The organism is Haloarcula regularis (assembly GCF_029338315.1).
GTDB classification, from domain to species: Archaea; Halobacteriota; Halobacteria; order Halobacteriales; family Haloarculaceae; genus Haloarcula; species Haloarcula regularis.
Genome location: NZ_CP119794.1, coordinates 2855138 through 2875743 on the forward strand (window position 1 = coordinate 2855138; position 20606 = coordinate 2875743).

Below are 20606 nucleotides of genomic sequence, written 5' to 3' on the forward strand. Positions count from 1 at the left end.
TCAGGATTCGATGAAGCCGGTGCCGACGTAGTCGTGGTCCTGGACCTCCAGGATCTGCAGGAAGCCCTTGGGGTCCCCGTTCTCGTCCAGGTCGATGGGGCCGCTGACGCCCTGGTAGTCGATGTCGGTCGCGCCGCCGCCGTCTGCGAGGATCTGACTCGCGGCCTCGAAGGACGTGACCTGTTCGCCCTCCGGACGGGTCACGTCGCGGACGACCTCCTGGAGCGCCGCCCCGGTGAACTCGTCTGCGGCCCAGATGGACAGCGCCGCGGTGATCACACAGTCGTAGGCGTAGGCCGACCACGCGGTGGGCTGCTCGCCGTAGGCCTCCTCGAAGTCCGCGGCGAACTGCTGATAGTTCTCCTCCTCGACGGGCGGAGGGGACGACGATCTTCATCCCTTCCATGCTGCCCTCGGGCGTGTTCGAGATGACGTTGTCTCCGGAGACGGAGTCGGCACCGTAGAACTGCGCCTCGTACCCGCTCGAGTACACCTCGTTGACCATCGTCGCGAACTCGGCCTGGTAGGTGATAAAGAGCCATGCCTCGGCCCCCGAGTCGTTCATCTCGGAGACGACGCTGGAGTAGGACTGCTGTTCCTGGTCGTGGGGGCTGTTGTAGGCGATCTCGCCGTCCCAGGCCTCGACGAAGGCGTCCGTCAGCGACTGCCCGTAGTCGTTGTTGACGTACGTGACCGCGACCGAGTCGTAGCCGTCCTCGGCGATGATGTTCGACAGCGCGACCGACTGGACGCGACCCGTCGGCGACATCCGAAGCAGGCCGGGGAAGTCGGTGAGGCCGAGCCCCGTCGAGTTCTGGCTGAGCTGGACGACGTCGGTGCCCTGGACGACGCTCTCGTAGATCGCCAGCGAGACGCCGGACCCGACCGCGCCGATGAGGAACGGGACCTCGTCCTGGTTGACGAGCTTTTGCGCAGCGGAGACGCCGCCCTGACTCTCGCTCTCGGAGTCCTCCTCGATGATGGCCAGCTCGCGGCCGTCGATGCCGACCGCGTTGACGACTTCGAGCGCCAGTTCCTTCCCGCGCTGGTTGCGCTGGCCGAACGCCGACAGCGACCCGGTCAGGGAGTTCACCATCCCGATCTCGTAGGGGCCGCTGCTCCCGCCGTCGCCGCCCGATTCGGTGTCCGTGTCCTCGCTGCTCCCGTCGCCGCCGTCGCCACCGTCACCGTCGCTACCCCCGTCGCCGCCGTCGTCCGTCGTGCTGACACAGCCCGCCAGGCCCGCGAGCCCCGCGAGGCCCGCCGCTTTGAGTACTCGTCGTCGGTCGAACGTGTATTCTGAATCGTCTTGCATGGCTATGCCCCACATGGCACAAGGACCACCATTAACCGTGTCCCGACCATGGACGGGAATCCCGGGAACTGGCGTCTCGAGACGGGGATCGTCAGTTTAATTTCAAGGAAAACAACTTGGAATCTTTGGTCGGGGGGGCCTATATACCGCGGTAGGACCAGCTAGTGGGTATGCTACCACCTATCGCGAGCAACTTCGTCGCGGGCGAGACACAGGGGGCGGCGATGGACCACGTCGACGACCTGAACGACCGGGGCGTCGCGGGGATACTGAACCTGCTGGGCGAACACTACGACGACCGGGCGGACGCGGACGCGGACACGCAGGCCTACGTGGACCTCGTGACCGCGCTGGCCGACCGCGACACCAGGTCCTGTATCTCTGTCAAGCCCAGCCAGATCGGTCTCGACATCGGCGAGGACGTCTTCCGGGAGAACCTCGCGCGAATCGTCGAGGCCGCCGACTGTCTGGTCTGGATCGACATGGAGGACCACACGACGACCGACGTCACCCTCGACGCCTTCGAACACCACGCCCGGGAGACCGACGGCAACGTGGGTGTCTGCGTCCAGGCCAACCTCAAGCGCACGCGCGAGGACCTCGAACGACTGGCCGACCTTCCGGGGAAGGTCCGGCTGGTCAAGGGCGCCTACGACGAACCGAAGGAGATCGCCTACAAGAAGAAGGCGGAGGTCGACGAGGCCTACCGGGAGTACCTCGAGTACATGTTCGAGCACTTCGAGGACGGCATCGCCGTCGGGAGCCACGACCCCGAGATGATCTCGCTGGCCGCCGACCTCCACGCCGAGTACGGCACGCCCTACGAGGTCCAGATGCTCATGGGCGTGCGCGAGGACGAACAGACTCGTCTCGCCCCCGACGTCGACGTCTACCAGTACATCCCCTACGGCGAGAAGTGGTTCTCGTATTTCTATCGCCGCGTCAGGGAGCGCAAGTCCAACGCCCTGTTCGCGCTGCGGGCCGTCGTCGGTATCTAGGGGTCCAGCAGTTTCGCCTCGGCCTTCCGCAGGTGTTCTAACAGCGTGGTCTTCGAGACGTCCAGGTCGGCCGCCAGCTCGCGGGTCGACGTGGCGCGTGGCCACTCGTAGTAGCCCGACTCGCGGGCGTGCTCGAAGACGTCGCGCTGGGCCGCCGTAAGCGAGTCGAGGCGGTCCTCGCGGGCCGACGACGGCGAGTCCGAGGTGGTTATCGACGCGACGTTCACGTCGGCTCCGGCGACCGACTCGACGTCATCGAGCGCCGGTTCGATGCGCGAGCGCTCGCCGGCGAAACAGACCTGCCACTCTTCGCGGCCGTCCTCGATGCGGACGGGGGCGCTGTGGACGAACCCGTGCTCGAGCAGCGTCGGACAGACCATGTCCGCGGGGTCGTACTCGAGGAAGAACTCGCGGACGACGTTGCCGGGGGCGTTGCGCTGGCGGCCGAACCGCTCCTGCAGTTCCTGCAGCTCCCCGGCGCGGTTCGACTCGCTGATCGTCCGGAGCAGCTGTTCGACCTCGTCTTCGGAGTCCCCGAAGGCCGTGAACAGTCCGTTGACCGACGAGACCCCCGCCTCGCTCGTCGCCGGCGAGTTGTAGACGGCGTGGGCCAGGACGCCGCCGCCTACCTGTTCGGTCGCCTCGATGGCCCAGCAGTTCGGGTGCCACAGGTCCAGGGTGAGCCTGGTTCCCGACACCGGAATGTCGACACTCATAGATTCTGTATCCCTTGTACGCGTTTGTACGTGACGGTTTCACAAACCCCGGCCGACCATGGTCGGGTGGGGTCCAGCCGCCCGCCTCGGCCCCCTGTCACCGCTCCGACCCGTCCATGGTCGGACGGGGCTATTGGCTCTCCGGCGTGGTAGGTCGACGCAATGGGAGCGACACATCAGCACTACATCGACGGCGAATGGACGGACGGAACCGGGTCGGACTCGTTTTCGAGCGAGAATCCGGCGACGGGCGAGCCCCTCGGCGAGTTTCCCCGTGGGACCCCCGAGGACGTAGAGCGCGCGGTCGCGGCCGCCGAGGACGCCTACGAGGACTGGCGCGCGCTCTCCCGCATCGACCGCGCGGAGTACCTCTGGGACGTCTTCCACGCCCTGAAGTCGAACGTCGACGAGTACGCCGAGATCGTCACCCGCGAGTGCGGGAAGGAGATCAGCGAGGGCCGGGCCGACGTCGTCGAGGCTGCCCACATGGTCGAGTGGGCCGCGGGCGACGCCCGCCACCCCAGCGGCGACGTCGTCCCCTCCGAGGTCGCGGCGAAAGACGCCTACATGCGCCGCAAGCCCCGCGGCGTTGTGGGCTGTATCACGCCGTGGAACTTCCCCATCGCCATCCCCTACTGGCACATGGCCGTCGCGCTCGTGGAGGGCAACACCGTCGTGTTCAAGCCCGCCGAGCAGACGCCCAAGTGCGCCGACGTCATCGCCCAGCTGTTCGTCGACGCCGGCCTGCCCGACGGCGTGTTCAACATGGTCCACGGCTTCGGCGACGCCGGCAACGCCATCGTCGAGTCCGACACCGTCGAGACGGTCCTCTTTACCGGCTCGGCGGAGGTCGGCCACAAGATCGCCGACGCCGTCGGCGGCGTCCCCGGCAAGCGGGCCGCCTGCGAGATGGGCGGGAAGAACGCCGTGGTCGTCACCGAACACGCCGACATGGACATCGCCGTCCACTCGGCGGTGATGTCCTCGTTCAAGACGACCGGCCAGCGCTGTGTCTCCTCGGAGCGCCTCATCGTCCACACGGACGTCTACGATGCGTTCAAAGAGCGCTTCGTCGACGTCGCCTCGAAGGTCGCCGTCGGTGATCCCCTCTCCGAGGACACGTTCATGGGCCCGCTCATCGAGGCCGACCACAAGGAGAAGGTCATCGGGTACGCCGACGTCGCCCGCAAGGAGGGCGTGAACGTCCTCGTCGACCGCACGGAGCTCGACGCCGACGAGATTCCCGACGGCCACGAGGCCGGCCACTGGGTCGGCCCGTTCGTCTACGAGGCCGACCCCGACGACGACCTGCGCTGTACGCACGAGGAGGTCTTTGGCCCCCACGTCGCGCTCATGGAGTACGACGGCGACATCGAGCGGGCCGTCGAGATCCAGAACGACACCGCCTACGGCCTGGCGGGCGCCATCGTCTCCGAGGACTACCGCCAGATAAACTACTACCGCGACCACGCCGAGCTGGGACTGGCCTACGGCAACCTCCCCTGCATCGGCGCGGAGGTCCAGCTGCCCTTCGGCGGCGTCAAGAAGTCCGGCAACGGTTTCCCCTCGGCCCGCGAGATAATCGAGGCCGTCACCGACCGGACCGCGTGGACGCTCAACAACTCGAAGGACATCCAGATGGCACAGGGCCTGTCTGCGGACATCGTCACGAGCGACGATGACTGACGCGACGCGGACGGGTGCACTGACCGAGCGCTGTCCGGCCTGTAGCGGTCGGCTGACCGGTCCCTTCGGACTGGAGCGCTGTGACCTCTGTTGCTGGAGCCCGCGACGGGGCGCCGACTGAGCGGCCGCTGGCGCCGGTTTTCCGCGTTCGAAAGACGAGTACTGTCAGGGCTCGCGCGCCTCAGACCGTGCCCGAGGCCATCAGAAAGAGCGCGACGGAGATGACCGCAAAGAGGACGCCGACGCCCTTCTTGATGAGGCTCGTGTCCAGGTTCGCCGAGACGTACGGCGCGATCTGCCCGCCGGTGACCGTCGCGGGGACGGTCCAGACGACCATGTTCCAGGGGGTCGAGGCGAGGTCGATGTTGTGGGCGCCGGGGACGAGGCCGCCGCCGAAGACGTGGACCAGCGAGGCCAGCACGGCCGTCAGCGCGACGACGATGTGATTGCTGCCGATGGCGACGCGAACGGGCACGTTGGTCCGCAGCATCGAGATGATGCCCAGTTCGCCGATGCCGAACCCGGCCAGGCCCTGGAAGACGCCGCCGACGCTGTAGTTGGCGAATCGCTCTAAGTAGCCGCCGTGCGAGTAGGTGTAGTCGTTGCCGTCGCGGTCGATGCGCGTGACCGTGCCGTCGTCGGCCTTCTCGACGCCCGCGGGCCCCAGTTTGTCGTCGTCGTCCGGCAGGTCGGCGCGGCCCCCGTCGGCCGCGGCGTCGGCGTCCGCCTCGTCGCCCGCCGCACTCGGCTCCTCGTGGCCGAGGTCGGCCTTGAACAGCAGGTAGGAGGCGGCCAATAGTGCCATCCCCAGCATCGCGTGGAAGACCGGTGCGGGGATGATAAAGGAGAGCAGGGCGCCGGCGACGACGAACGGGACCGCGCCAGCGACGAGGCTGAGCGCCAGCCGGCGGTCGACGAGGCCGTACTGGATGAACGCGAGCGCCGAACTTGAGAGGCCAAACGACTCGCTGATGAGGCCGACCTTCACGAGCGTCTCGGGCGTCAGCGTCTCGCCGGCGACGACCGGGAAGACGAAGATGAGGAAGGGGACAAAGAGGGCCGACCCGCTGATACCGACGGTGTTGACGATGGTCGCGCCGGTGATGAACGCCAGGAACAGCCACCAGTACCTGACCCAGTACGCCGTTCCCGCACTCTCGGGTCGGGGCGAAAAAGTACACCCCAACCACGAACGCGAGCGGTGCGAGGAACACGAAGACGTGCTGATACTTCAGAAAGGTCTTCTGGATGCTACTGGACGTAGAAGGGGTGGTCATTGAGGCTTGGGCCCAGTGTTTGGAACAATGGTATAAGTGCGTTGCTGTCTGTATATTTCTCGTCACAACGTTCGTGAACGTCTCCGGCCGGCCGTGTGTACTCGTCTCTTGGGGGTCCCTAGAGGTGATTCTCGCGCACTGGAATCCCTAATATTTATTGTAACACCTGTGGTACCGTATAGCGTAATGAGTTTTCCCGAGGGGCCCACGGACGCAGTCGAGCAGTCCACGTACGACGACGACCCGGTCGACCCCGCCCCGACGGACGGTCCCCGTGACGGACTCGCCGGCGCGATTCGCGACCACGTCGAGCACTGGGCCGGCCGCTACGTCGAGATGCGCGTCGAAGCACGCACCGGCCGTCGGGACTGAGACGGGTCGCCGCAGTTCTCCGCGTGTTCAAGGCCGGTAGCGCCTGCTGTGTGCGCGCGGATAGCGACGTCACGACAAGGGGCCCGACTCAGGTCCCCTCGACGAGTCGCTCGAGGTGTTCCGGTGGCACCGCGCCGCGGGCGGCGTACCCGTCGTAGGCGAACGTGGGGACGCCCGTGACGCCCTCTCGCTGGGCGGCGCGGAACTGCTCGCGGACCTCGGCCCGGAGCGCGTCGTCGTCGAGCGCCGACCGTATCTCCGCGCCGTCGACGCCGGCCTCGGTCGCCAGGTCGACGAGCTGATCCGTCGCCCCGATGTCGGCGCCGTCCTGCCACAGCGCGTCGAAGATGGCGCGGTCGAACGCCAGCCACGTCTCGTAGTCGTGGTGCTCGGCGACGTAGTACGACGCCACCTGCGCGGGCAGCGAGTCGACGTCGGTGGCGATGTCCAGTTCCATCTCCACGCCGTACTTCTCCTGAAGCTGCCGGACGTTCTGCTTCGCCTGCTCGTAGTAGTCCTCGCCCTTGCCGTCGTCGACCGAGTGGTCGATGGTGCCGTCGGGGTTGCGCTGCTGACTCCGCAGGTCGAACGGGTGCCAGTCTATCTCGAGCGGTTCCTCGCGCCGGTCCTGGTACTGCCGTAGCGACTCGCGGCCGAGGTAACAGAACGGACAGACGTAGTCCGAGTACACCGTGATGGTCTCGTCCGGCTCCTGTGTCATGGTCGCCCTATTCGCTCGCGGGTAAAGAGTCCGTTCCGGTCGTGCGCCCCGCGACACGACGGCCGCGCCAGGGCCCTCGCCCACACGCCGCGTTACTGCTCGACCGGGTTCGCATCGAGTACCCGGGCTCTCCGGGAACAGTTTGATATAGGGTGTGGGCGAACCCGGACTCTATGACCACGACGCACACGTCGGCGCCGCCCTCGCCGGGGAGGGCGATGGCGGCATGACGCACTTCGACTCGGGGAGCACGGTCGACGAGATCGTCTCGGCCATCGCAGACACGTCCGCGGACGTCCGCGAGGGCCTCGTCGAGGACCGGACCGTCTCCGCGGAGACCAACCCCAGCGGCGAGACGCAGATGGCCGCCGACATCCGCGCCGACGAACTGTTCGAGGACGCCATCCTGTCGATCGACGGCGTCGGCACCTACGCCAGCGAGGAGCGCGTGGACCCCATCGAGCGCGACGGCGGCGAGTACCACGTCGCGATGGACCCGCTCGACGGGTCGTCGAATCTCCGGTCGAACAACGCCATGGGAACCATCTTCGGCGTCTACACGGAGCGCCCGCCCGCGCTGGGGCGCGACCTCGTCGCCTCCGGGTTCGTCCTCTATGGCCCCATCACGACGATGATCGTCGCCCGCGACGGCGAGGTCACGGACTACCTCCTCGAGAACGACGTGCCACAGGTGCTCGCCGAGGACGTGACGCTGCCCGAGGACCCCGACATCTACGGCTTCGGTGGGGACGTCCCCAACTGGACCGACGACTTCCTCGCGTTCGCCCGCGAGATCGAGCAGGAGCTCAAACTCCGCTACGGCGGGGCGATGATAGCCGACATCAACCAGCTGCTCACCTACGGCGGCATCTTCGCCTACCCCGCACTCGAGCACAAGCCCGACAGCAAACTCCGCCTGCAGTTCGAGGGCAACCCGATCGCCCACGTCTTCGAGGCGGCGGGCGGGGCGTCCTCGACCGGTGACGGCTCGATACTCGACGCCGAGCCCGAGTCGCTGCACCAGCGGGCACCGATGCACGTCGGCAACGCGGCCCTCATCGAGCGACTCGAGGCGGCGCTGGACTGAGTCTCAGGCCTCGACCGCGTCCAGCACCCGGGCCGTCCGCTCGACGAGCGTTTCGGCGTCCGTCGCGAGCAGCGTCGCGCTCGCCTCGACGCCGAGTTCGCCCCGGTCGACGACGGCCACGGGCGTCTCCTCGCTCGCCGCGAACGCCTCGCCGACGCCCCACGTCGCCGTCTCGTCGGCCCCGACGGCCGCGGGTCGGTCTTCAGGGTCGTAGGCGGGCGCTGACCCGGCCAGGTCGGACAGCGCGTCCTCGACGGCGTCGTCGAGGCGGCAGTTGATCGCGAAGCGTAGCGCGGGGTCGTGCTCTCGGGCCGCCAGCAGGACACGGGCGACGGTGGTCGACGCCCCGAAGCGGACGCCGCGATTCGGTCGCACCCCCGAGAGCGTGCGCGTGATGCGCCCCTCGACAGCGGCCGTCTCGGCGGGCGTCTCGGCGTAGGGTGTCGCGCCCACGACGGTCATTCCCACCTCCGGGACCAGTCGGGAGACGTCGCGGTCGACGAGCGCCTCCACGGCGTCCTCGACGGCCTCGCTCGTCTCGTAGCGCGCGGCCTCGTTGCGCGTCTCGACCAGATGGTGGACCGCGCCGGGCCCTTCGCCGACGTCTATGTTGTACCGCACCGCCCGCGAGAGCAAGTCGATGCCCGACGCCACGGCCGCCGACAGGTCGTCGCCGTGGCCCAGTCGGGTCGCGATGGCCGACGAGAGCGTACACCCCGACCCGTGGGTCGCCTCGGTGTCGACTCGGTCGTGGCGGAACGTCGTCACCGAGTCCGCGGTCACCAGTGTGTCGACCACTTCGTCGCCGGGGACGTGCCCGCCTTTGACGAGCGCAGCCTCGGCCCCCATCTCGACGAGGTCGTGGCCGGCCGCCTCGGCCGCGTCGGGGTCGTCGACGTCGCGGCCGGTGAGCACCGCCGCCTCGTCGGCGTTTGGCGTGACGAGCCTCGACTCAGCGACGAGGCGCTCGTAGGCGTCCTCGGCGTCCGGGTCGAGCAGCCGGTCCCCGGAGGCGGCGACCATCACCGGGTCGACGACGAGGTTCGGCAGGTCCCCGGCGTGGTCGACGACGAGGTCGACGACCTCGCTCGTCGCGAGCATCCCGGTCTTGGCCGCCGCGAGGTCGACGTCCTCGCGGACGGCCCGAATCTGTGCCTCGATGTCCTCGACGGGGAGCAGGTGCTGTCCCTGGACGCCGGTGGTGTTCTGTGCGGTGACGCTCGTGATGGCGCTGGTGCCGAAGGCACCGCCGGCCTCGATGGTCTTGAGGTCGGCCTGGATGCCGGCCCCGCCGCCCGAGTCGCTCCCGGCGACGGTCAACACGACCGGCGGGGAGACTGGCGCGTCGGCTCGGTTCATGCCCGGTGTCTGGGCCGGTGTCCCCAAAGCGGTGGTGGTCTCGGAGCGGAACCACCGGCCGGCGGCCATCCTAGTATGCTAATAATACTTGATACCAGACCCGAGAAAAGTTTATGTGTCTCAGTCCCACAAAACCGGTGTACGACAATGGAACCGGCATCGAACCAGGCCGACGAGGCAGACGAACGGTACGGCAGTTTCACGACCGGCGGCGGCGACGTCGTCGTCTACGACACGGACAACCCGGAAGCGTGGCTCCAGTCCGACTACGCGGTAGAGGTCGGCCCCTCGTCGGAACGAACAAGCGCGTAAGCGGGTCCTTCTTTCGGCAACCCCGGCAACGAGCGACTGCGCCGCCGGCCGGCGACGACGTGGTTCAGTCTCGGGTCTCGAGCTTGCCCATGTACTCCTCGAAGGTGCCCCAGAAGGGGTCGACGCCGGGGTGGTCCGTCGGGTCGCCGTCGACGACGAGGCCCGACCCCTCGGTGACCTCGCCCACCTCGGCGGCCGGGATGCCCTCCGCCTCGAGCGCCGCCAGTACGTCCTCGACGCCCTCGGGCGGCACCGAGGCCAGCAGCGTCCCCTCGCTGATAGAGATCCACGGGTCGATGCCGAAGAAGTCACACGTCGCCTCGACCCCGGGCTGGACCGGGACGCGGTCGGTCTCCAGTTCGATGCCGACGCCGGCGGCCCGGGCCATCTCGTAGAGACCGCCGAAGACACCACACTCGGTGGCGTCGTGCATGGCCGTCACCGGGCCGGCGGCCGCCGCGACCAGGGCGTCCTTCACGGGGCTCATGTCGTAGAAGCGGTCTTTGGCGTCCTGAATCGCCCCCGGATCCAGTTCCTCGGCCATCAGGGGCTCGAACTGGATTGAGAGCAGTCCCGTGGCCTCGATGGCCGGCCCCTTCGTGACGACGACACGGTCACCGACCTGGGCCCCGTCGGGCCGCACCAGCCGGTCGTAGTCGCCGACGGAGACGGCCGTCGCCCCGCCCACCATCGGGTAGTTACACCCGGCGTACCGCGCGGTGTGGCCGGTGACGACCGAGACGTCCAGCTGCCGGGCCTCCTCGTCGAACGTCTCCCAGACGGTGGCGAACTCCTCGTCGGTGATCTCGGGCGGCAGGTTGAAGTCGATAGAGAGGTGCGTCGGCGGGAGGCCGGAGACGGCCACGTCGCTCATCAGGATGTGGAACGCGAACCAGGCCGCCCGCTCGAACCCGAGTGAGGGCATCACGAAGACGGGGTCGGTCGCCATCGCCACGGCCTGCCCGCCGACGTCAACGACGCCGAAGTCCACGCCGTGCTGGGGGCCGAGCGTCACGTCCTCGCGGTCGGCGCCCAGGTGCGGGTAGATGTACTCGTCGAAGAACTCGCGGTCGACTTTGCCGAGGTCTGACATACCCGGTGATATCTCGCGGTGGTACTAATCAGTGGCTATCTGCCGGGGGCACTAGCGTCGCCGTGCCAGCAGCGCCGCCAGCACGAGCGCGACCACCGCGAGCGCCGCGGTAAAGCCTGGCGCGCTCCCGCCGGTCGTCTCGCTTACCGTCGTGGTGGTGGTCGACGTCGGCGTCGGCGTCGGCGTCTCGGCGGGTGTGACCGTCACCCTGACCGCCCTGGCTTCGCCGGCCGAGAGCAGCACCTCGCCGGGTTCGGGCACCGTCACGCCCGTCGAGACCTCCGTCGCGTTCTCGGGCGGGAGGTAGACCTGGCGTTCCGCGACCGACTGGAAGTCCCTGGTGAACACGACCAGGACCTCGCCGGGTATCTCGGCGTCGTTGACCACCGAGGCGGTGACGACGACGATGTCGCCCTGGTCGGCCGCGCGCGTGCTGACCTCGACGTCGGTGACGCGGGCCCGCGCCGGACGCTCGACGAGGACGGTCACGTTGTCGCCGTCGACGCTCATCTGGTACCGCCCCGGCGTGACAAACCGGTGGGAGAGGGGAACGAGCACCGCCTCCCCCGGCTCGATGCGCCCGCGCTGGGTCGACACCTCGGTCCCGTTTATCTCGAGGGTGGCGTTGTACTGGCCCTCGGTCCCGCCCGCGTTGCTGACGACGGCATCGAGCGTGAGCGTCTCGCCGGTCGCCAGCCGGATCGGCCCGGCGCCGTCGAGGTTCGTCTCGCGATACGGGCCGGTCACGTTGTACGTCGCCGCCTCGTCCGTCGACGGGAGGCCGTAGCCGATGCGGGCCGGCAGCTGTTCGAAGACGGCGGCGTGGCGGGCCTGGTCCCACATCGTCACGTCCGTCCGCTGCCCAGTCAGGTCGGCGGCCGCCGTCCGGACCGACTCGTTGCCCGCACGCTCGACGGCCGCGAGGAACGCCGCCTGCGTGACCGCCTGGTCGCGGCCGTTCAGCAGGCGGAACGTGTCCTGGAGCGTCCGTTCGCTGTCGCTCGCCACGCGAACGCGCTCGTCGACGCGGCCGGCGACCAGCGCCCCGCGGTGGTAGTCGGGGTTTCGCTCCCAGGTGCTCGGGTCGGTCAGGACGACGCTGTCGTACACCGCCCGCTCGCCCTCGCTCATGCGGGCCTCGAACGCTTCGAAGTCGACGCGGTCCTGTTCGAGCGTCAGCAGGGCGGCGTAGTACACTGCGCTCGCTTCGGTGAACCAGCGGCTCTCGGCCGTCGTCCGGAACCGCTGTCGCGAGTGGACGTATTCGTGAATCCAGACGTTCTCGGCGGTGTCGAGTCGCTCCCGGTCCTGGACCCACATGTCGGCGTCGCCGGTCTGGAGGCCCCGGACCGCCCACTCGACCTCGCCGGTCGGGGCCGCGACGACGAACACCGACGTGTCCCTGTCGCCGACCCGGAGCGCGTCGGAGGCGTTGGCGATGGAGTCTAAGATACCCGACCGGTTCTCGGCGAGCGACGACGCCGCGGGGACGACCAGCCGGACGGTCTGTCCGTGGGCGGTCCGGCTGACAGTCTCCTGCTCGCCGAGGTAGACCAGGTCGTCGCCGGCCGCCCCCGGTCCGTCGGTCGTCACCTCGCGCTCGAAGCGAACCGGCTCGGACCCGGTGTACCGCCACCGCGTGGGCGTCCGCGAGCGCTGGAACAGTGCCCACTCGCCGGCGTCGACGCTGATGTAGGTCCCGGAGTCTGCCTCGGGCCCGGTCGTCTCGAGGGTCTCGTTGGGGTTCGTCCGGTAGGTGATGGTCGCCACCGCGGTCGTCCCGTCCCACTCGAAGGCGGTCTCGTTGACCCGGTCGAACCCGTCGGCGTTGGCCACGGTCACGCTGGCGGGCACCTGCGTCTCGAGGCTGACCACCCGGTCGGGTATCTCGTAGGTCAGCGTCACCCGGACCTCGCCGGGGCGCGAGGGCGTCAGCGCGTAGGTCTGGGTCTGCCGGATGCTATCGCCGTCGGTGACCTGCGCGCCGCTCGCGCTGGTCACGTCACGGACCGGCGCACCGGTCGTCGCGCCGGCCACGCCGACGAGTGGCGTGACCACGGCGACCACGACAGCGACGGTGAGCGCGGCCACCACTCCCCGGCGGGCCCCGTGCATACGCTCCTTGTTACAGGCCCCCAATGAAATAACTGCCCCGTTATGCGGCCGGTTCGAGCCGCGCCTCGACGTCGTCGAAGACGTCGGCGACGCGCTCGCGTATCTGCTCGCGGATCTCCCGCACCACCCCGGCGTCCTGCCCGTCCCGGTCGGCAAGCGCCCAGCCGCGGCTCTCGACGTCGGCGCCGAGTTCCGGCGTCGAACACCCCCTCGTCGCGACCAGGTCACACGCGTTGAGCCCCGCGTCGGTGACCGTCCGCGGGACGAAGTCCTCGAGGCCGCACTCGGCCACCGCTCGCTCGGCGAAGGCGGTCGACGTCTGCGCGCGACCGGCGTTCTGTACGCAGTCGAAGGCGACGCGGAATGTGTCGGTCATGATGAGGTCACGGAGTCCTCTGCGATAGCGTGGGTTCGCTCACCGGACGTATCGCCGATTTCGGTGCCGTCCCGTCTCCATACCCCTATTGAGCGGTATGTTCCGGCTCGGGGACCCATCGCTGCATCCGCGTTGCTCCCGCAACCCTTACGCCGGGGACACGCACAGACGTTGATATGACCGAGGCGACGGGCATCGTCGGGGAGTTCCTCACGCTCAAGGAGGGGACCGACGCCGACCTGCTGGCGATGCAGTGTGGCGACTTCTATGAGTTCTTCGGCGAGGACGCCGAGCGGGTGGCCGACGAACTCGACCTGAAGGTGAGCCAGAAGTCCTCCCACGGCTCGTCGTACCCGATGGCCGGCGTCCCCGTCGACGACCTCACGCCGTACGTCTCCGCGCTGGTCGAGCGGGGCTACCGCGTCGCCGTCGCCGACCAGCACGAGACGGCCGACGGCCACGCTCGCGAGATAACTCGCGTGGTAACGCCCGGCACGCACTTAGAGACGGGCGACGCCGCCGCCCAGTACCTGGCGGCGGTCGTCCGCCACCGCGAGGGCGACACGGACACCTATGGACTGGCCGTCGCGGACGTGACGACCGGCCAGTTCCAGGTCACGCAACTGGACGGCGCCACCGCCGGCGAGGTGCTCTCGGAGCTGTACACCTTCGACCCCGCGGAGGTCCTCCCGGGGCCGGACCTGCGGGCCGACGACGACTTCCTCGACAGCCTCCGCGAGCGGACCGACGCGGCCCTGACCCTGCACGCCACGGAGTCGTTTGCCCCTGGGCGAGCGCGCCACCGGGTGCGCCAGCAGTTCGGCGCCGAGACGCTCGAGAGCGTCGGCATCGACGACGACGACGCGGCCGTCGCCGCCGCCGGGGCCGTCCTCTCGTACGTCGAGGAGACCGGCGTGGGGACGCTGGCCGCGGTGACGCGCCTGCAGGCCTACGGCGCTCGCGAGCACGTCGACCTGGACGCGACGACCCAGCGCAACCTCGAACTCACCGAGACGATGCAGGGCGACAGCACGGGGTCGCTGTTCGACACCATCGACCACACGGTGACAGCGGCCGGCCGGCGCCGCCTCCGGGAGTGGATCCAGCGGCCGCGGCGCGACCGGAGCGAGATCCGCCGCCGGCAGTCCTCCGTCGCCGCCTTCTCGCGGGCGGCGATGGCTCGCGAGGCCATCCGCGAGACGCTCTCGGACGCCTACGACCTGGAGCGACTGGGGGCGCGTGCCATCTCCGGGAGCGCCGACGCGCGCGACCTGCGGGCGGTCCAGGAGACGCTGGCGCTGCTCCCCGCGGTGGCCGACGCCGTCGCCGAGACCGAACGCCTCGCCGAGTCGCCGGTCGCCGACGCGCTCGAGGGTGCGGACCGCGAGGCCGCCGCCTCGCTCGCGGAGGAACTCGACGCGGCGCTCGTCGAGGACCCGCCCGGTACCGTCACCCAGGGCGGCCTCTTCCGCCGGGGCTACGACGAGAGACTCGACGACCTCATCGAGGACCACGAGGCCGCCCTGGAGTGGCTCGACACCCTCCCAGAGCGCGAGAAGTCGCGAACGGGCATCACGCACCTCTCGGTCGACCGGAACAAGACCGACGGCTACTACATCCAGGTCGGCAAGAGCGAGACCGACGGGGTGCCCGACGAGTACGAGGAGATCAAGACGCTGAAGAACTCGAAACGCTACACTATCCCCGAGCTCGGCGAGCGCGAGCGGGACGTCCTCCGCCTGGAGGAACGGCGCCACGACCTCGAATACGAGCTGTTCGAGGGGTTGCGCGACCGAGTGGCCGAGCGAACGTCGGTCCTGCAGGACGTCGGCCGCGCGCTCGCCGAGGTGGACGCGCTGGCCTCGCTCGCGGTCCACGCCGTCGAGAACGACTGGAGCCGGCCCGAGGTCCTCGAGGGGCGCGAACTCACCATCGAGGCGGGTCGCCACCCGGTCGTCGAACAGACCACCGAGTTCGTCCCGAACGACCTCGCGATGGACGCCGAGCGCCAGTTCCTCGTCGTCACCGGCCCGAACATGAGCGGGAAGTCGACCTACATGCGCCAGACGGCGCTCATCACGCTGCTGGCCCAGGTCGGGAGTTTCGTCCCCGCGCGGTCGGCCCGCGTCGGCGTCGTCGACGGCATCTACACCCGCGTCGGCGCGCTGGACGAGCTCGCCCAGGGCCGCTCGACGTTCATGGTCGAGATGCAGGAGCTCTCGAACATCCTCCACTCGGCCACAGAGGAGTCGCTCGTCATCTTGGACGAGGTCGGCCGCGGGACGGCGACCTTCGACGGCATCTCCATCGCCTGGGCGGCGACCGAGTACCTCCACAACGAGGTGCGCGCGAAGACGCTCTTCGCGACCCACTACCACGAACTGACGACGCTGGCCGACCACCTCGACCGGGTGGAGAACGTCCACGTCGCGGCCGACGAGACGGACGGGGACGTGACCTTCCTCCGGACGGTGCGGGACGGCCCCACGGACCGCTCGTACGGCATCCACGTCGCGGACCTGGCCGGCGTCCCCGGGCCGGTCGTCGAGCGCTCGCGGGAGGTGCTGGACCGCCTCCGCGAGGAGAAGGCCATCGAAGCGAAAGGCAGTGGTGGCGGCGGGACCACGCAGGCCGTCTTCGACCTCTCTTCGGGGACGTTCGGCGGCGGTGCCGCGGACTCGCCCACGAGCGCGGACGGCGGCTCGGCCGAGCAGGACCCGACGCTGGAGGACCGGTTCGGCTCCGGCGCCGAGGACGTCCTGCGGGCCCTCTCGGAGCTGGACGTCAACGAGACGCCGCCGGTCGAACTGCTGGCGCGGGTCCAGGACTGGCAGGCAGACCTGGACGAGGACTGATCCGGTCGCGAGCGCTTAGCGCCGGGTGTCGTCGCTCAGGGGGTCCCTCGTGGGTTCCTCCGTCGGCTCCTCGGCCGGTTCTTCCCCCCGGTGGCGTTCCGGTTCCGCGTCGAACTCCGATTCGGGGGCCTCGTCGTCGAAGAACCCGAAGGTCTCCTCGTCGCGGGGCAGGTAGTCGTTCTCGAGCATCTCCGAGACGATGCGACCGAGCGCGTCCAGTTCAAGTTCTATCTCGTCGGCGTCGCCGACTTCGAGGTCGCGCTCGACGGCCTCGGGCAGCGCCGGTGCCCGGTACCCCACCTCGTCGGTCGCGGGGTCCCAGTAGAAGTCGAACCCGTCGATCAGGTCGTGCTCGACGACGAGCTCGAAGTCGGCCGGCACCAGGCTGGTCTGGGTGGCCCACTCCTCGAAGCCGTCGTGCCAGGCGCCGGCCTCGAGGATCTCGGCGACCTCCTCGCGTCGGTAGTCGTCCGCCTGCTCGTCGGTCGAGGCGCCGATGGCGTCGTACTCGCCCCGGGGTTGGGGGCCACGGAGCGCCGGCGGGTCCGGAACGGGAACGTCGAGTGACATACTCGAATCTTCGTCGCTCAGACGGAAATACGCACCGCTGGCCAGGCTCCGCACGGCCGCCGGCGGACCGGGGCCGTCAGGCCTTGGCACCGGCGACGCCGCTGCCGATGGCGGCGCCACACTCGTTGCACGCGACTAGGTAGAACCGCTTCGACGCGGCGAAGAAGCCGGTCGTCGCGTCCATCTCGACGAACTCCACGTCGTCCGTTTCCTCGAATGTCGTGTCGCATTCAGGGCAGTGAACCATTGTCGGGGACTCCAGGTATCGTCACACGGCCCCGCCGCCACCGGCTTTCGCGCCGGCGACGCCGCTCCCGAGCGTCCGCCCGCACTCGCTGCAGTTCGCGACGTAGAACCGCTTGGAGGCCGCGAGGATACCGGTCGTCGAGTCCATCTCGACGAACTCGATGTCCGCGGACGCCTCGAGCGTCGTCTCGCAGCCGGGACAGTGGACCATGTTCGGACTGTCAGACCGGACGTATAAGTGTCTTGTCCGGGTCGTGACTCACCCGAGCCGCGCGAAGGCGAACTCCGTCGAAGTTCCCAGCGGGTCGTCGGCCACCTCGGTCCACACCTCGTCGAACCCGGCGTCGCGCAGTTGGTCCAGGGTGGCCTGCCGGCCGGGCGCCGAGAAGAACATCGACCCGCCCATCCAGCCCCGCCGGACGGTCTCGAAGCGACCGCCGGGGAGCGTCAGCAGGACGAGGCCGCCCGGGCGTAGCACGCGGGCGAACTCGCGGTAGACTGTGGGGTGGCGCTCGCGAGGCACGTGGAACACGGCGTGGTACGCGGTGACGGCGTCGACGCTCTCGTCGGCGACCGGCAGGGCGGTCATCTCGCCCTGGACGAGTCTGGCTGCGGGGACCCGCTCGGCCGTCAGTTCGAGGCTCCGGCGGGAGACGTCCAGGCCGACGCTGCCGGGCGGGAGGTTCGCCAGCGTCCGCGCGCCGTCGCCACAACCGACGTCGAGCACCGTGGGTGAGTCGGGAAGCAGGGCACGCAGGTCGTCGAGGAGCGCGGCGTCAGAGCCGGTCGGGTCGCGCCGCTCGGCGTACGTCTCGGCGACGTCGTCCCACGCCCGCCGGACGTCGTTGAGGTCCATGGATTCACTACGGCGGGCAGCGACAAGAGCCCTCGGCGGTGCCACTCACTCCGAGACGAGACACTGCTCGATGAGTTCGCTCTTGCGATGGTGGACGTGGAGGTGGGCCCGGAGCTGGCCGTGGTCGCCGCAGTCGTCGCCACAGAGCGGGCAGACTGTCTCGAGGAGTAGACTCATAGGGTGTCTGACGTGACGGTGGCAGGTAACCCCGATGCCGGACTGTTCCGGCACGGGTGGACTCAGAACAGTCCCAGGTCCTTCGCCACGCGGTCGGTCAGCGCCTCGAGCACCTCGGGGTCGACCTCGGCGACGGCCTCGCCGTCGTGGAGTGGTCGTTGTGCCGCTGGACGGCCCGTTCGACCTCGTCGAAGGCGACTTTCGTCCGGGTGTCACACTCGGGACAGACGACCGGAATCTCCGGGAGTTCGTCGTCGCTGGCCATACCCGTCACTCTCAGCGGGGGCGTGAAATACGGACCGATTCCCGCGCGCTCACTCGAGCACCGACTTCGGCCGCTTCAGGTAGAACTCCTGGTCGGTGACGCGCTCGTAGACGTCATAGAGCGTCTCGACGGCCGTCGGCGGCGGGTCGAACCGGACGTGCGGGGCGAGGTGGTAGGCCTTGCAGCTGGTCAGGAAGAAATACAGCGTCCGGTGGTGGGCCGGCGTGGCGTCGACGACGCCCATCGACGCACCCCCGAGGTCGTCCGAGAAGTCGTTGAGCATCGTCGCGATGTCGTCGTGGAGCTGCTCGTCGGGCCGCTTGAGCGGGGTCCCGAAGGTCTGCTCGAGGAAGTCGCTGGTCGCCTGGACGAACGGGTTCGAGCCCATCCCGCTCGGGTCGACGCGGGCGAACTGCTCGTAGAGGTCGAGCAGCGTGGTCAGCTCGTCGGCGGTGACCGCCACGGGCCGGACCGGGTCGCCCTGCGGGAGCGAGTAGTCCGGAAAGGTGTACGACGCGGGGTCCGGGACCTTCCCGAACACGGTCTCGAGTGACATGCCTCCGCGTTGGGTCCCGGCCCGTCTAACTGTTGTGCCGGGTCGCGGACGGGACCGGGGCGACGGCGCCGGTCAGGAGTGTCGCTCGTCGAGCTCGGCGAGCAGGTTCAGGCCGTAGACGACGTGGAGGATGGAACTGGCCTCGCCCGGCTCGTAGACCAGGTCGTCGTGGGCCCGGACGTGGTTCAGGACGGCCTGCGAGGCGTGTTCCGGTGCCGCGGCGATGCCGGCCTCGGCCTCGGCCACCCACTCCATCACCCGCAGGTCGCTCTTGCTGTCGCCCATCACGATGCCGAAGGGGTCGTCGATGCCCAGCACGTCGAGGGCCTCCTGGACCCCGGTGGCCTTGTCCAGCTCCAGGCTGACCAGTTCGACCGCGTCGGCCTCGTAGTAGCCCAGGTCGATACGCTCGAGAGCCTCCAGCACGGACTCGGGGGCGCCATCCAGGTCCGCGTCGGTCGACACCTCGGCGTCGGCGAAGACGCGGGAAAGCTCCGGGTCGCTCGCGAAGTACGTCCGGGCGAGCGCCGCGGGGTCGTCGACCGACCCGTCGACGGCCTCGACCACCGCCTCGCCGACGAGCGCACAGAGGTGACAGACGGCCTCGTCGACGACCGCGGCGGCGGCCTCGCTCCCGATTTCGGCGTTTGGCTTGAGCGTGACGTTGAACTCGTTGCCCTGGAGGTGACAGCCGCGGCGGATCGAGTCGGGTGCCTCCGAGAGAACCCGCCCGCGGACCGTCTCGAAGACGCTGCCGATCTCGGGGTCGAGGCGCTCGTAGAGCAACCGCTTCGTGTCGGGACCGTGGCCCGGCGTGAAGACGGCGTTGCCCGTCTCGTAGACGATACTCACGTCCCCGGAGGAGACCACCGCGTTGCCCAGCCCCTGTATCATGAACCCCTTGACGTTCTCTAAGGTCTGGCCCGTGACGACGACGATGGGGACGCCCCGCTCGTGGAACTCCGTCAGGAGGTGGAGCGTGCTCCGTGGAATCTCGTTGTCCGTGTCGCCGGCCGACCGCAGCGTCTCGTCGACGTCCAGCACGAGGACGTTGACGCGCCGGCCGTACTTCGAGTAGAGGTCCAGCGCGGTGAAGGCCTCCTCGCGGGTCAGCCGCGCGGCGAGTTCGGCGTAGGTCTCCCCGGTCGTCGGGTACTCCTCGGCGATGGCCGCCTTGCGCTCGTCGAGTTCCGCCCGCACGGCGTCCCACTGGTCCAGCGCGACCGTCGACCGTAGCGGGGAAAGAGGTCCACGAACTCCTGGTAGGCCCGCAGCGTCTCGGTGTCGGTCGTCCGGTAGAGGTGGTAGAGCTGGTCGTATTTCTCCATTGACTCTCGATGCTGGGTGTGTGGACGCCGGCGCACTTCACTGTACGGTCCCGGCGTCGGCGCGAAAATACGGATGTCGTGGGGGTAATTCGCCGCCGGGTCAGTCCTCCTCGCCGTCGCCGCCGTCGGTCAGTACCTCGAGCTCGTCGTCGGCTTCGTTGAGGAACGAAGGCAGGTCCTCCTCGTCCGTCTCGCTGTCCGCAGTGTGCTCTCGGTCGCGGTTCCACGGTGGCATCCGTCCTCTGTCGTGGCACATGGGAGTCCACCGTGTCCAACTGGGATCTGTTCCGTGTTAACACTTTGCTAGCACACGGGACACGCTCAAG

General features: G+C 69.0%; 20 protein-coding genes and 4 pseudogenes. 7 read left to right on the forward strand and 17 right to left on the reverse strand.

Annotated features, from left to right (window positions below; all coding sequences use genetic code 11):
- Positions 1 to 1315: pseudogene (locus P1N55_RS15430) on the reverse strand (ABC transporter substrate-binding protein).
- 170 nt (positions 1316 to 1485) lie between these two features.
- Between P1N55_RS15430 and P1N55_RS15435 the strand changes: the two are divergent.
- Positions 1486 to 2313: a proline dehydrogenase family protein gene (locus tag P1N55_RS15435; RefSeq protein WP_276276405.1), complete on the forward strand. Its 828-nt coding sequence runs from the start codon at positions 1486 to 1488 to the stop codon at positions 2311 to 2313.
- Here P1N55_RS15435 and P1N55_RS15440 read toward each other — a convergent pair.
- Positions 2310 to 3029, reverse strand: a complete 720-nt coding sequence (locus tag P1N55_RS15440) for a helix-turn-helix domain-containing protein (protein ID WP_276276406.1) — start codon at positions 3027 to 3029, stop codon at positions 2310 to 2312. The two genes, P1N55_RS15435 and P1N55_RS15440, sit on opposite strands and share 4 nt — an antisense overlap.
- A 162-nt stretch (positions 3030 to 3191) precedes the next feature.
- Between P1N55_RS15440 and P1N55_RS15445 the strand changes: the two genes are divergently transcribed.
- Together P1N55_RS15445 and P1N55_RS15450 are read left to right on the forward strand one after the other, a co-directional pair.
- Positions 3192 to 4715 carry an aldehyde dehydrogenase family protein gene (locus tag P1N55_RS15445; RefSeq protein ID WP_276276407.1) on the forward strand — a complete coding sequence of 508 codons (1524 nt, stop codon included), beginning with the start codon at positions 3192 to 3194 and terminating at the stop codon, positions 4713 to 4715.
- Positions 4708 to 4836 (forward strand): hypothetical protein, encoded by a 129-nt coding sequence (locus P1N55_RS15450; RefSeq protein ID WP_276276408.1) that lies wholly within the window; start codon positions 4708 to 4710, stop codon positions 4834 to 4836. The genes P1N55_RS15445 and P1N55_RS15450 overlap by 8 nt, the downstream gene beginning before the upstream one ends.
- Positions 4837 to 4896: 60 nt before the next feature.
- On the opposite strand, the pseudogene P1N55_RS15455 reads toward P1N55_RS15450, so the two are convergent.
- Positions 4897 to 5992: pseudogene (locus P1N55_RS15455) on the reverse strand (sulfite exporter TauE/SafE family protein).
- A gap of 186 nt (positions 5993 to 6178) precedes the next feature.
- Here P1N55_RS15455 and P1N55_RS15460 point away from each other — a divergent pair.
- Positions 6179 to 6364, forward strand: a complete 186-nt coding sequence (locus tag P1N55_RS15460) for a hypothetical protein (RefSeq protein WP_276276410.1) — start codon at positions 6179 to 6181, stop codon at positions 6362 to 6364.
- 88 nt (positions 6365 to 6452) lie between these two features.
- On the opposite strand, the gene P1N55_RS15465 is transcribed toward P1N55_RS15460, so the two are convergent.
- Complete coding sequence (locus P1N55_RS15465) at positions 6453 to 7085, reverse strand: DsbA family oxidoreductase (RefSeq protein WP_276276411.1); 633 nt, start codon at positions 7083 to 7085, stop codon at positions 6453 to 6455.
- Positions 7086 to 7311: 226 nt separating this feature from the next.
- Between P1N55_RS15465 and P1N55_RS15470 the strand changes: the two genes are divergently transcribed.
- Entirely contained in the window at positions 7312 to 8172 is an 861-nt protein-coding gene (locus tag P1N55_RS15470) for a class 1 fructose-bisphosphatase (RefSeq protein WP_276278746.1), read from the forward strand.
- Positions 8173 to 8175: 3 nt separating this feature from the next.
- Here the strand turns inward: P1N55_RS15470 and thiD are convergent, their stop codons facing one another.
- On the reverse strand, positions 8176 to 9531 hold the full coding sequence (gene thiD, locus P1N55_RS15475; RefSeq protein ID WP_276276412.1) for a bifunctional hydroxymethylpyrimidine kinase/phosphomethylpyrimidine kinase: 1356 nt from the start codon (positions 9529 to 9531) through the stop codon (positions 8176 to 8178).
- Positions 9532 to 9678: 147 nt separating this feature from the next.
- Here thiD and P1N55_RS15480 point away from each other — a divergent pair, with 147 nt between their 5' ends.
- Positions 9679 to 9843, forward strand: a complete 165-nt coding sequence (locus P1N55_RS15480; protein ID WP_276276413.1) for a DUF7331 family protein — start codon at positions 9679 to 9681, stop codon at positions 9841 to 9843.
- A gap of 64 nt (positions 9844 to 9907) precedes the next feature.
- Here P1N55_RS15480 and P1N55_RS15485 read toward each other — a convergent pair whose 3' ends face one another.
- Genes P1N55_RS15485 through P1N55_RS15495 form a run of 3 tightly spaced genes read right to left on the reverse strand, consistent with a single transcriptional unit; the run spans position 9908 to position 13427 of the window.
- Positions 9908 to 10936, reverse strand: a complete 1029-nt coding sequence (locus tag P1N55_RS15485; protein WP_276276414.1) for an AIR synthase family protein — start codon at positions 10934 to 10936, stop codon at positions 9908 to 9910.
- A gap of 51 nt (positions 10937 to 10987) precedes the next feature.
- On the reverse strand, positions 10988 to 13051 hold the full coding sequence (locus P1N55_RS15490) for a PGF-CTERM sorting domain-containing protein (protein ID WP_276276415.1): 2064 nt from the start codon (positions 13049 to 13051) through the stop codon (positions 10988 to 10990).
- Between the two features lie 40 nt (positions 13052 to 13091).
- A complete protein-coding gene (locus P1N55_RS15495; protein WP_276276416.1) occupies positions 13092 to 13427 on the reverse strand; it encodes a low molecular weight phosphatase family protein in 336 nt (111 codons plus the stop codon).
- 176 nt (positions 13428 to 13603) lie between these two features.
- Here P1N55_RS15495 and mutS point away from each other — a divergent pair, with 176 nt between their 5' ends.
- Entirely contained in the window at positions 13604 to 16282 is a 2679-nt protein-coding gene (gene mutS / locus P1N55_RS15500; RefSeq protein WP_276276417.1) for a DNA mismatch repair protein MutS, read from the forward strand.
- A 15-nt stretch (positions 16283 to 16297) separates the two neighbouring features.
- On the opposite strand, the gene P1N55_RS15505 is transcribed toward mutS, so the two are convergent.
- The 9 genes and pseudogenes from P1N55_RS15505 to P1N55_RS15545 form a co-directional block, all read right to left on the reverse strand.
- Positions 16298 to 16852, reverse strand: coding sequence for a hypothetical protein (locus P1N55_RS15505; RefSeq protein WP_276276418.1), 555 nt, complete (start codon positions 16850 to 16852; stop codon positions 16298 to 16300).
- A gap of 76 nt (positions 16853 to 16928) precedes the next feature.
- Positions 16929 to 17099 carry a hypothetical protein gene (locus P1N55_RS15510; protein WP_276276419.1) on the reverse strand — a complete coding sequence of 57 codons (171 nt, stop codon included), beginning with the start codon at positions 17097 to 17099 and terminating at the stop codon, positions 16929 to 16931.
- 21 nt (positions 17100 to 17120) lie between these two features.
- Complete coding sequence (locus P1N55_RS15515) at positions 17121 to 17309, reverse strand: hypothetical protein (RefSeq protein ID WP_276276420.1); 189 nt, start codon at positions 17307 to 17309, stop codon at positions 17121 to 17123.
- A 48-nt stretch (positions 17310 to 17357) separates the two neighbouring features.
- Positions 17358 to 17954 (reverse strand): class I SAM-dependent methyltransferase, encoded by a 597-nt coding sequence (locus P1N55_RS15520; RefSeq protein WP_276276421.1) that lies wholly within the window; start codon positions 17952 to 17954, stop codon positions 17358 to 17360.
- A gap of 45 nt (positions 17955 to 17999) precedes the next feature.
- On the reverse strand, positions 18000 to 18131 hold the full coding sequence (locus P1N55_RS15525; protein WP_276276422.1) for a hypothetical protein: 132 nt from the start codon (positions 18129 to 18131) through the stop codon (positions 18000 to 18002).
- 62 nt (positions 18132 to 18193) lie between these two features.
- A pseudogene (locus P1N55_RS15530) lies at positions 18194 to 18396 on the reverse strand (hypothetical protein).
- 49 nt (positions 18397 to 18445) lie between these two features.
- Entirely contained in the window at positions 18446 to 18952 is a 507-nt protein-coding gene (locus tag P1N55_RS15535; protein ID WP_276276424.1) for a hypothetical protein, read from the reverse strand.
- A gap of 72 nt (positions 18953 to 19024) precedes the next feature.
- Positions 19025 to 20280, reverse strand: a pseudogene (locus P1N55_RS15540) (HAD family hydrolase).
- A 100-nt stretch (positions 20281 to 20380) separates the two neighbouring features.
- Positions 20381 to 20515 carry a hypothetical protein gene (locus tag P1N55_RS15545; protein WP_276276425.1) on the reverse strand — a complete coding sequence of 45 codons (135 nt, stop codon included), beginning with the start codon at positions 20513 to 20515 and terminating at the stop codon, positions 20381 to 20383.
- Positions 20516 to 20606: the final 91 nt, after the last annotated feature.

What these genes read in the sequence shown, in the direction of transcription:
- P1N55_RS15520 (WP_276276421.1), bottom strand. Translation starts at nt 17,954, where the DNA reads ATGGACCTCAACGACGTCCGGCGGGCGTGGGACGACGTCGCCGAGACG.
- P1N55_RS15445 (WP_276276407.1), top strand. Translation starts at nt 3,192, where the DNA reads ATGGGAGCGACACATCAGCACTACATCGACGGCGAATGGACGGACGGA.
- thiD (WP_276276412.1), bottom strand. Translation starts at nt 9,531, where the DNA reads ATGAACCGAGCCGACGCGCCAGTCTCCCCGCCGGTCGTGTTGACCGTC.
- mutS (WP_276276417.1), top strand. Translation starts at nt 13,604, where the DNA reads ATGACCGAGGCGACGGGCATCGTCGGGGAGTTCCTCACGCTCAAGGAG.
- P1N55_RS15460 (WP_276276410.1), top strand. Translation starts at nt 6,179, where the DNA reads ATGAGTTTTCCCGAGGGGCCCACGGACGCAGTCGAGCAGTCCACGTAC.
- P1N55_RS15525 (WP_276276422.1), bottom strand. Translation starts at nt 18,131, where the DNA reads ATGAGTCTACTCCTCGAGACAGTCTGCCCGCTCTGTGGCGACGACTGC.
- P1N55_RS15470 (WP_276278746.1), top strand. Translation starts at nt 7,312, where the DNA reads ATGACGCACTTCGACTCGGGGAGCACGGTCGACGAGATCGTCTCGGCC.
- P1N55_RS15510 (WP_276276419.1), bottom strand. Translation starts at nt 17,099, where the DNA reads ATGGTTCACTGCCCTGAATGCGACACGACATTCGAGGAAACGGACGAC.
- P1N55_RS15485 (WP_276276414.1), bottom strand. Translation starts at nt 10,936, where the DNA reads ATGTCAGACCTCGGCAAAGTCGACCGCGAGTTCTTCGACGAGTACATC.
- P1N55_RS15515 (WP_276276420.1), bottom strand. Translation starts at nt 17,309, where the DNA reads ATGGTCCACTGTCCCGGCTGCGAGACGACGCTCGAGGCGTCCGCGGAC.
- P1N55_RS15440 (WP_276276406.1), bottom strand. Translation starts at nt 3,029, where the DNA reads ATGAGTGTCGACATTCCGGTGTCGGGAACCAGGCTCACCCTGGACCTG.
- P1N55_RS15535 (WP_276276424.1), bottom strand. Translation starts at nt 18,952, where the DNA reads ATGTCACTCGAGACCGTGTTCGGGAAGGTCCCGGACCCCGCGTCGTAC.
- P1N55_RS15450 (WP_276276408.1), top strand. Translation starts at nt 4,708, where the DNA reads ATGACTGACGCGACGCGGACGGGTGCACTGACCGAGCGCTGTCCGGCC.
- P1N55_RS15505 (WP_276276418.1), bottom strand. Translation starts at nt 16,852, where the DNA reads ATGTCACTCGACGTTCCCGTTCCGGACCCGCCGGCGCTCCGTGGCCCC.
- P1N55_RS15490 (WP_276276415.1), bottom strand. Translation starts at nt 13,051, where the DNA reads ATGCACGGGGCCCGCCGGGGAGTGGTGGCCGCGCTCACCGTCGCTGTC.
- P1N55_RS15465 (WP_276276411.1), bottom strand. Translation starts at nt 7,085, where the DNA reads ATGACACAGGAGCCGGACGAGACCATCACGGTGTACTCGGACTACGTC.
- P1N55_RS15480 (WP_276276413.1), top strand. Translation starts at nt 9,679, where the DNA reads ATGGAACCGGCATCGAACCAGGCCGACGAGGCAGACGAACGGTACGGC.
- P1N55_RS15435 (WP_276276405.1), top strand. Translation starts at nt 1,486, where the DNA reads ATGCTACCACCTATCGCGAGCAACTTCGTCGCGGGCGAGACACAGGGG.
- P1N55_RS15495 (WP_276276416.1), bottom strand. Translation starts at nt 13,427, where the DNA reads ATGACCGACACATTCCGCGTCGCCTTCGACTGCGTACAGAACGCCGGT.
- P1N55_RS15545 (WP_276276425.1), bottom strand. Translation starts at nt 20,515, where the DNA reads ATGCCACCGTGGAACCGCGACCGAGAGCACACTGCGGACAGCGAGACG.